Here is a 10,279-nt window from a genome sequence, read left to right as displayed (position 1 = left end):
TTTGTCAATTATTAAGTATTTACTCTTCCTTTTTATATAGTGGGTAGGCTATTAATTAGGAGTATATAGCTTGTTTTTGCAAAACTAGTTAAGGCCTCAATAAATACTGAGGCCTGTATTTATCAATTTTTTACCAGATCATTTCTACAAATTCAGGGTGGTCGATATACGGGTTACGATTGCCTTGAAATTCAAACGCTGCTTGGTTACGGTCAAGTTCCATTTGGCTTACAGGATCGCTGTTATGCCAGTTAAGCAGCATGGCTACAACCCAGCTTTCAAATACTTTGTTGCTTGAGCCATTAAGTACAGCATTACTTGAGGTCGTTTTGGTTTGCCAAGTGCCTATTACATTTTCGTAGCGCGTTGCCATGTAAAAATAAGCGCGAGCAAAGTCACCTTTAAATTCGTCAATTGGCTCAAATACAGTACCTGAGTAATTTAATGAACTTGCGGCAGAACCTAATTTACTTCCGTTAGTTGATGTAAATGAAGCGCTTGCTACTTCACCAAATGGGAAGTTACTACGTTTTGAGTTTACATAACCGTCGGTTGCGTAAATATGATGCACATCTGAGTTCATTGGCTCAATAGTGCCGCCAAACCAGCTTTTAGGAAATGAATGCTCACGGTTGTAACAGCCGCCTTCTCCACTATAGTTACCACATTGATCGCTCACCGCAGCATAATTGTAGCTATCTGAGCCGTTTGGTTTTTCGCTATACATATCTAAAATGCTGTTATCGTTTTCAAAGTATGTATCACGTGCAGATGAGTCGTAAAAATTCCAAATAGCCGAGTAACCCTGTGCATTATGATCTTTAATAATATTATAAAGCTCAGTTTTTAGTGCATAACCCGATAGCCCTTGAGCAGTAACATAATAGCCAGTGGGTGTTGGGTTGGTTCCGCCGCCATCACCAGAGCCACTACCTAAAGTAAATGCCGTGCTGTCTGTATTATTAAAACTTGCACCGCTAGCAAGTGTGGTAGAGCCTTGCTTAAGCGCATAACTGCCATTACCTGTTGAACAACACATGCCATCGCCGTAGCTGTCGTTAATAACAAGTGTGTAAGTTCCATCAGTTAGGCATATTTGCTCATCATACTGAGTGTTTGATGCGTAACCACTGCCGTTAGCAACAGCGCTACCTTGATTGTTATTAACGGCCCAGCTAGTTTCGCTACCGTAATTATCGGTATTAAGCGTTAAGGTAAGGCTATTGTCGGTACAGCTTGTTGATGCGCTGCCATCAGCGTTTGGTAAAAAGTTATCTACGTATACGGTTTCGCTGCCATCAAATCCACTTACATCGTAAAACCTAAGGCCAACACTAATTGTTTTATTACTGCTTGCTGTATAGCTATGGCTAACTGTTTGCCATTGGTTAGTTTGTGCTTGATTTGAATAGCCTTGATAACCATCTACATACAAGCGAGCTTTAATTTTACCTTCGGTGTGGTAAACATCAGCCGAAAAATTATAGGTTTTACCTGCTTCTACAGCAACTTGTTGTAGTAAATCAGTGTTACTTTGCGATCCTGTTGTTACATTGACAGCAGCAGAGCTACTACCACTTTTAACTGTACTGGTTGAGCGAGATAAAGCAATTCCGCTATCTATCGTAGTCCATGCATCAGGTGTATTACCTGACCATTGTTCAAATCCGCCATTAGCTACATTGGCCATTACAGGTAATGAGCCAAGTAACAATGCGGTACTAAGTAGTTTATTTTTATATTTCCCGTGTAACATAGTTGTTCCTATTTTTATTTTGAATGAGGAATATACCCTACATTAGTTAGGTTACAAAATTGTTAATTTAAAGTGCTGTAAAAGGCAATAATCGTCCTTTAATCTGTTTTTGAAGGTATTTTTATAAATTAATAACTAAATGGAATATCAAAGCAGATTCTATTCTTTTTTTATCTATGCAGAGCCCGTTATCCTACATACTTAGGAAACCTCAACAGATACGCTCTGGATGAGGTAAAACTCATTTTTAACAATACACAAAGTGTGTTGTGTTTAATTTTCAGGGTTATGGGGAATCGATTCATGTTGTTAGGTCAACTAAATGCTGCGGCAAGCCCGCTATCGCAAGATCAAGTACAAAAGCTGCAAGGTTTAGTGGCTGAACTTAATCCAATTCAACAAGCGTGGGTAAGTGGTTACTTAGCTGCAAATGCTAATTCGGCTGCGTTAGGTGCTCCTACGGCAGGCGTACCGGCTGCGGGTGATGCAGCAGCGCTAACTATTTTATATGGTTCGCAAACAGGTAACGCAAAAGGTGTAGCTACCAAAATGAAAGAGCAGGCTGAGTCGCGAGGCTTAGCAGTTAAGCTTGTTAGCATGTCAGATTACAAACCAACAGCCCTGAAAAAAGAAAAGTTTTTAACTATCGTTGTATCTACTTACGGCGAAGGTGAGCCACCTGAAGACGCAGAAACACTTCACGAATTTTTAGCCACTAAAAAAGCGCCAAAACTAGACGATGTAAAAATAGCGGTTATTGGCTTAGGTGATTCTAGCTATGAGTTTTTCTGCCAAACAGCAAAAGATTTTGAAGAGCGTTTAAATAAACTCGGTGCGCAAACCATATATCAACGTGCTGATTTAGATGTAGATTACGAAGATGAAGCTGCAACATGGATTGCCGGGGCAGTTGATGCATTCGAACCTGATTTAAAAGCGCAGCAAGAAGCCGCTGGTGGTCAAGTTGTATCAATGCCATTTGGCGCTCCAACCTCTGCAGCAAGCCAATATACAAAACAAAATCCATTTGAAGCAGAGCTATTAACTGTTCAAAAAATTACCGGTCGCGACTCAACTAAAGATGTACGCCACGTTGAAATTTCGCTTGAAGGTTCAGACATTACTTACACACCAGGTGATTCGTTAGGTGTGTACTTTTTAAATGATGATGTATTAGTTGATGAAGTACTTACACTTACTCAAATAGATGCAACAAGCATTGTAAAAGTAGGTGATGAAGAGCTAAGCGTACGTGATGCACTTATTGAAAAACTAGAGCTGACTCAGTCATACCCAGGTTTTGTAGAAAAATACGCAACAGCAACAGGTACGCCTGAGTTATTAAAGCTTGTAGAAGATAAAGCCGCAATGCGTGCGTATATTGAGCCTCGCCAAATATTTGATGTAATTCGCCAAAACCCTGCAAAAATTGATGCGCAAACATTAGTAGATTGCCTACGTAAACTACAAGCTCGTTTGTACTCAATTGCATCTAGCCAAGCTGAGGTTGAAGACGAAGTACATTTAACACTAGGTCTAGTGCAGTTTGATGCATTTGATAGCGAGCATTTAGGTGGCTGTACAGGTTACTTAACTCGTCGTGCAGAAGAAGGTTGTAAAGTTAAAGTATTTAGCGAACACAACGACAATTTCCGCCTACCCACTAACGATGATACACCTGTGATTATGGTTGGCCCAGGTACGGGTATTGCGCCGTTCCGTGCATTTTTACAAGAGCGTGATTCGCGTGAAGCGCAAGGCAAAAACTGGTTGTTTTTTGGTAACCCACATTTCACTCAAGACTTTTTATACCAAGTAGAAATACAGGGTTATTTAAAATCGGGTTTACTTAACAAAGTAGATGTTGCATTTAGCCGTGACCAAGCAGAAAAAGTATATGTGCAAGATAAGTTACGCAGTAACAGTAAAGACGTGTTTGAATGGTTAGAAGCTGGCGCTCACTTTTATATTTGTGGCGATGCAAATCGCATGGCAAAAGATGTACACAACGCCTTGCTTGACATTGTTAAAGAAAACACAGGCAAGAGCAATGAAGACGCAGAGCAATATTTAAAAGATTTGCGTAGCGCAAACCGCTATCAGAAAGACGTGTATTAATCACGTTTCTTATTTTATTTAACAGCTAGCAGCCGTCACTGTAACAAATTTAGGATTTAAAATGAGCGAACAAGATAAAAACGTAAAACTTTCTGATAACGAACGTTTGAAAAGAGAAAGTAACTTTTTACGTGGCACCATAGAAAAAGATTTAAAAGACGAAATTACCGGTGGTTTTACTGCCGATAACTTTCAGTTAATACGTTTTCACGGTATGTACCAACAAGATGATCGCGATATACGTGGTGAGCGTGCTAAGCAAAAGCTAGAGCCGCTACATAATGTAATGTTACGTGCACGTATGCCTGGCGGTATTATTAAGCCAGAGCAGTGGCTAGCAATCGATAAGTTTGCAGATGACAAAACAAGCTACGGCAGTATTCGTTTAACAACGCGTCAAACGTTTCAGTTTCATGGTGTGCTAAAGCCTAATATTAAAGGCATGCACCAAATGCTTGATAGCGTAGGTATAGACTCTATTGCTACAGCGGGTGACGTTAACCGTAATGTACTTTGTACTACTAACCCCGTTGAGTCTGAGTTACATCAAGAAGCTTACGACTGGGCTGCAAAAATTTCTGAACATTTATTGCCAAAAACGAAAGCGTATGCCGAAATTTGGTTAAATGGCGAAAAAGCAGAAACTACAGAAGAGCCAATTTTAGGATCTAATTACTTACCGCGTAAGTTTAAAACCACGGTGACTATTCCACCTAACAACGAAGTTGATGTGCACGCTAACGATTTAAACTTTGTGGCAATTGCTGATAACGGCAAACTTGTTGGTTTTAACGTATTAGTGGGCGGTGGCCTTGCCATGACGCACGGCGATACAGCAACTTATCCGCGTAAAGCAGATGACTTTGGCTTTATTGCGCTAGAAGATACCTTAAAAATTGCAGAGCATGTTGTATCTGTGCAGCGCGATTGGGGTAATCGTTCAAACCGTAAAAATGCAAAAACTAAATACACATTAGACCGTGTAGGCGTTGATGTATTTAAAGCCGAAGTAGAAAAACGCTCAGGCGTTACATTTGCACCAAGTCGCCCGTTTGAGTTTACTCACCGTGGCGATCGTATTGGTTGGGTTGAAGGCATTGATGGTAAGCACCACTTAACGCTATTTATTCAAAGTGGTCGTATTTTAGACTATCCAGGCAAGCCGCTTAAAACAGGTTGTCGTAAAATCGCAGAAGTTCACCAAGGTGACATGCGTATGACGGCAAACCAAAATTTAATTATTGCTGGCGTACCTGCAGATCAAAAAGCCGTGATTGAAGAAATTGCTCGTAGCCATGGTCTGATTGACGACACAGATTCGCAGCAGCGTAAAAATTCTATGGCGTGTGTTTCACTGCCAACGTGCCCACTTGCAATGGCCGAAGCAGAGCGTTACTTACCAAGCCTAGTAGAAAAAACTGAAGCATTACTTGCTAAGCACGGTATACCCGATGACAGCATTATTATGCGCGTTGTAGGTTGCCCTAACGGTTGTGGCCGCGCAATGCTTGCAGAAGCAGGTTTAGTAGGTAAAGGCCCAGGTAAGTACAACGTTTACTTAGGTGGTAATTTAGAAGGCACACGTATTCCTAAATTGTACCTTGAGAACGTAGGCGAAGACGTTTACCTAGAAGCATTCGATAAGCTCATTGGCCAATGGGCAAGCGAGCGCAATGACGGTGAGTGTTTTGGTGACTTTGTTATACGCAAAGGCATTGTTGCTGAAGTAAAAGTATCAGTAACCGATTTTCACGCTTAATTAAATACCAGCGCTTTGGCGCTGGTGAGGTTTGGAATTTACCATGAGTGAATTTAAAAACATTTTACAGCTAGATAAACAAAGCCAAACGGCTATGTTAGCTGATGCTAATGGTTTACTAGCGAATATGAGCGCAGAACAGCGTGTTGCATGGGCGCTTGATAACTTGCCTAATACGGCTTTTTTATCATCTAGCTTTGGTATTCAAGCGGCAGTAATGCTGCATTTAATGACCTCACAACGTCCAGATATTCCCGTTGTATTAACCGATACAGGCTATTTATTTCCTGAAACGTATCAGTTTATTGAGCAAATGAGTGAGCGTTTATCACTTAACTTAAAGGTGTATAGAGCGCCGCTTAGCCCAGCATGGCAAGAGGCTAAATTTGGTAAACTATGGGAGAAAGGCGAAGACGGCATTAAGCAATATAATCAGCTTAATAAAGTAGAGCCGATGACCCGTGCGTTAAAAGAAATAGAAGCGGGCACGTGGTTTAGTGGTCTGCGCCGCGATCAATCATCTACACGTGCTGATAAACAGTTTGTAGAAATTAGCCGCGGTACCGTTAAAGTGTACCCGATTATTGAATGGTCTAACCGCGACGTGTATCAGTATCTTACCAAGCACGATTTACCTTACCACCCATTATGGGAGCAAGGTTATGTGTCTATGGGAGACGTACATACAACACGTAAGTTAGAACCAGGAATGACAGAGGAAGAAACTCGCTTTTTTGGTTTAAACCGAGAATGCGGACTACACATGGATGGTGACGGTATTTAACGCGACTACGGTGTAGTTAAATTGCAAATAAAAACGCAGCTTCGGCTGCGTTTTTATTTTTTTATTAGGGTACAAAAAATTGCCTAATTAAGTATTTTTTATTAGACTCAAGGCAATAAAGGATTAATTAAAGCAGGAACGCTATGAAATACTTTACCTACTTAGCTATATCAATCATGGCTATTGCAGTCATCTCTTTGTTTTATTTAAAAAAGCCCGATGGTCAAACATGGCTTTCTGCATCATCAATTAGCAGTGAATCTCAGCAAATTAAAGAAAAAATGGTTGCGCTATCTAGCAATACTTTGGACCAAGCAGTGCAGGGCGTTAAGCAAGCTGGCGATAAAATTGCGAGCAGTATTTCTGATGAACCAATGCCTGAAAGTACTACCTCAAGCAGCAAAATTTTTAAGTGGCAAGATGAAACAGGCCAATGGCACTTTTCTGATACACCTAACCCGCATGCAAAAAGTATTGAAGTAAAACTCGATCCTAAAGATATTACTGTTATTGCTGCAGAAGACACATCTATTTTAAATACCTCTCCAAGTACAAATACAATGTCGGCTGCACCAGAGGGCATCAGTATTTTGAACCCAGACTCTGTTAAAAAGCTATTTAATGACGCCGAAAATGTAAAAGACAAACTAGAAAAACGTAATAAAGAAATTAATAATTTAAGTGCACTTTAATTATTTAGAGTGAGTGCTTTTATGGTTTTTTAAATAACGTTTTTCGGCTTCCATTAGCAGTATGGTTAAATATATTTTAGTAGGAAGTGATAGCAGCACGCCTACAGCAATACATGCCGCGGCTAAAATTATTCCTTTAATACCATGATTAACAGTGAAATAACTCGACACAATTAAAGTGTGGCCAGTAACAATAAGGCACAACCCAAGCACTATTGATGTTTTAAGTAGCCTAATTATCATTGTTTGCGACATAGTTACCTCACTAAGAGTCACCTTAGTGTAGGCACGCTTTAAATGCTTAGCATTGATTTAAGACAACAAACAGCACACATAAAAAAGCCCAGCTTATTACTAAACTGGACTTTTAAATGTATTAACTACTGTCTTTGTTAGTCGAGCATATTACGCAGTACATATTGTAAAATACCGCCGTGTTTGTAGTAATCCCACTCTTTAGGGGTATCAATACGTACATCTGCACTTAAGGTGACTTTTTTACCTTCGGCATTTGTAGCAATAACGGTTACTTCATCGGTTTTATCGTACAGGCCATCAATATCAAATTGTTCTTGCCCTGTTAACCCATGTGACTCGTAGCTTTCACCTTCTTTAAATTGCAGCGGTAATACACCCATACCGATTAAGTTAGAGCGATGAATTCGCTCGTAGCTTTGTGCTACAACCGCTTTAACGCCTAATAAAAGTGAGCCTTTGGCCGCCCAGTCACGAGATGAACCCGTACCGTATTCTTTACCCGCTAAAATAATGAGAGGCGTATTATTTTTTTGATACTCCATTGCTGCATCATAAATACTCTCTAGCGTATCGCCAGGCTGAGTACGTGTTACGCCACCTTCAGTACCTGGTGCTAGTAAGTTTTTAAGACGCACATTAGCAAACGTACCACGCATCATTACTTCGTGATTACCACGGCGTGAACCGTACGAGTTAAACTGCGCTTTATCTACGCCATTTTCTTGCAAGTATAAACCTGCTGGTGCATCTGCTTTAATAGCGCCCGCAGGAGAAATATGGTCAGTGGTTACTGAATCCCCAAGCTTAGCTAAACAACGTGCACCTTCGATAGTAGGAATACCCGGTGGTTCTACTTTCATACCATCAAAAAATGGTGCTTTTTTAATGTAGGTAGATGCGTCATCCCAATCGTAAAGTTTGCCATCTGGTATTTTAATTTGCTGCCAACGGCTATCGCCTTCGTAAACGTTAGCGTAGCTTTTTTCGAACATTTCTTTAGTTACTGTTTCTTTAACTAGGTCACTTACTTCTTTAACGCTCGGCCAAATATTTTTAAGGTAAATATCGTTACCGTTAGCATCTTGAGCCAGGGGTTCGTTGTATACGTCAATATCGGTTCTGCCCGCAATGGCGTAAGCAACAACAAGCGGAGGCGACGCTAAAAAGTTCATTTTAACATCTTGGTGAATACGCCCTTCAAAGTTACGGTTACCCGATAAAATAGAGCTCACTACCAATTTATGTTTTTGAATTGCGTCTGATATTTCAGTTGCAAGCGGCCCTGAGTTACCAATACACGTAGTACAGCCGTAGCCAACTAAGTTAAAGCCTAGGCTTTCTAGGTCATCCATCAGGCCTGCTTTTTCTAGGTAGTCGGTAACTACTTTAGAGCCTGGTGCAAGTGATGTTTTAACCCAAGGTTTTACATTAATGCCTAACTGTTTTGCTTTTTTGGCAACCAAACCAGCAGCTAAAATAACACTTGGGTTAGAAGTATTAGTACAGCTGGTAATTGCGGCAATAACACAAGCGCCATCGTTTAGTTCAAACTCTTGGCCTTTAAATTTAACCTTAGCGGCGCCCATAAACTGCGCTTCGTTAACTGGTTCATCTGGATTTGTTGTTGGCCCTTCACTTTCAATACGAGCTTGTTCTTCGTCGCTATTATCACGACGAGCCATACGTTCATCTTGAAAGTTTTTTAAATGCTGGCTAATCACTTCACCAGCCTTGTCTAGGGAAATTCTATCCTGTGGTCGTTTAGGGCCTGCAAGGCTTGGTACAACATCACCTAGTTTAAGCTCGAGTGTATCGGTATAGCTAGCTTCGTCACCATCGTTACGCCATAAACCTTGGTGTTTTGCGTAATCCTCAATTACCTTTAGGTGACTTTCGTCGCGGTTTGTTAAGCGAAGGTAGTTAATGGTTTCATCATCAATTGGGAAAATACCACACGTAGCGCCGTATTCTGGTGCCATATTCGCTATGGTTGCTCTATCGGCAAGTGGTAAGTCGGCAAGGCCATCACCATAAAACTCTACAAATTTACCCACTACACCATGGTTACGCAGTATTTCGGTTACAGTTAACACTAAATCGGTTGCGGTCGTACCTTCAGGTAAGCGGCCGCTTAGCTTCATACCGACTACTTGTGGAATGAGTAAGCTAATTGGCTGACCAAGCATGGCTGCTTCGGCTTCAATGCCGCCGACACCCCAACCAAGCACACCTAAGCCATTAATCATGGTGGTGTGAGAGTCAGTCCCTACAAGCGTATCTGGGTAAGCGAATTTTTTGCCGTCGCGCTCTTCATTAAAAACAACGCGCGCTAAGTATTCTAGGTTTACTTGGTGAACAATGCCGGTTGCTGGTGGCACTACTTTTAAATTATCAAAAGCGGTTTGTCCCCAACGTAAAAATTCGTAACGTTCTTTATTTCGGTCGTATTCAAGTTTTGCATTTAAATCAAATGCACCATCATTTCCGTAGCCATCTACTTGTACCGAATGGTCAATAACAAGTTCAGCAGGTGATAACGGGTTTATTTTTGCAGGATCGCCACCTAGCTTCTCCATTGCGTCACGCATCGCGGCTAAATCAACAATAGCAGGTACGCCGGTAAAGTCTTGCATAACTACACGGGCAGGTGTAAAGGCAACTTCAGATGCAGGTTTTGCTTGAGGATCCCAATTAAGAAGGGCTTGAATGTCTTGTTCTTTTATATTTGCGCCATCTTCGTTACGAAGCAGGTTTTCAAGTAATACTTTTAAGGAAAAGGGCAACCGTTTTGCTTTGTCGCCAAGTCCTTTTAGAGAATGAATATGATATTGCTCACCATTAATTGTGAGCTGATGTTGGGTATCGAAACTATTATTCATTATTTGCCCCTTTATGAATTAGAAAAATATTTT

General features: G+C 40.9%; 7 protein-coding genes. 4 read left to right on the top strand and 3 right to left on the bottom strand.

Features of this window, described 5'->3' with window-relative positions:
• Positions 1 to 130: 130 nt before the first annotated feature.
• The gene (locus tag CXF64_RS09070; RefSeq protein ID WP_101216851.1) at positions 131 to 1,756 is read right to left on the bottom strand and encodes an endonuclease; all 1,626 of its coding nucleotides are present in this window, start codon (positions 1,754 to 1,756) and stop codon (positions 131 to 133) included.
• Between the two features lie 303 nt (positions 1,757 to 2,059).
• Here CXF64_RS09070 and CXF64_RS09065 point away from each other — a divergent pair, with 303 nt between their 5' ends.
• The 4 genes from CXF64_RS09065 to CXF64_RS09050 all read left to right on the top strand — a co-directional run bounded on the left by CXF64_RS09065 (position 2,060) and on the right by CXF64_RS09050 (position 7,109).
• Complete coding sequence (locus tag CXF64_RS09065; protein ID WP_101216850.1) at positions 2,060 to 3,874, top strand: assimilatory sulfite reductase (NADPH) flavoprotein subunit; 1,815 nt, start codon at positions 2,060 to 2,062, stop codon at positions 3,872 to 3,874.
• Between the two features lie 61 nt (positions 3,875 to 3,935).
• Positions 3,936 to 5,633 (top strand): assimilatory sulfite reductase (NADPH) hemoprotein subunit, encoded by a 1,698-nt coding sequence (gene cysI / locus CXF64_RS09060; RefSeq protein WP_101216849.1) that lies wholly within the window; start codon positions 3,936 to 3,938, stop codon positions 5,631 to 5,633.
• A gap of 43 nt (positions 5,634 to 5,676) precedes the next feature.
• Positions 5,677 to 6,417, top strand: coding sequence for a phosphoadenylyl-sulfate reductase (locus tag CXF64_RS09055; RefSeq protein ID WP_007582191.1), 741 nt, complete (start codon positions 5,677 to 5,679; stop codon positions 6,415 to 6,417).
• Between the two features lie 143 nt (positions 6,418 to 6,560).
• A complete protein-coding gene (locus CXF64_RS09050) occupies positions 6,561 to 7,109 on the top strand; it encodes a DUF4124 domain-containing protein (protein ID WP_010554783.1) in 549 nt (182 codons plus the stop codon).
• Here the strand turns inward: CXF64_RS09050 and CXF64_RS09045 are convergent, their stop codons facing one another.
• A complete protein-coding gene (locus CXF64_RS09045; RefSeq protein WP_101216848.1) occupies positions 7,110 to 7,364 on the bottom strand; it encodes a hypothetical protein in 255 nt (84 codons plus the stop codon).
• A gap of 137 nt (positions 7,365 to 7,501) precedes the next feature.
• Positions 7,502 to 10,246 (bottom strand): aconitate hydratase AcnA, encoded by a 2,745-nt coding sequence (gene acnA / locus CXF64_RS09040; RefSeq protein ID WP_010554785.1) that lies wholly within the window; start codon positions 10,244 to 10,246, stop codon positions 7,502 to 7,504.
• Positions 10,247 to 10,279: the final 33 nt, after the last annotated feature.

This window comes from Pseudoalteromonas sp. GutCa3 (genome assembly GCF_002836155.1).
In the GTDB taxonomy this organism is placed as follows: Bacteria; Pseudomonadota; Gammaproteobacteria; order Enterobacterales; family Alteromonadaceae; genus Pseudoalteromonas; species Pseudoalteromonas arctica.
The sequence above is the reverse complement of the archived record's forward strand: the minus strand, read 5'-3'. Positions and strand labels throughout refer to the sequence as shown.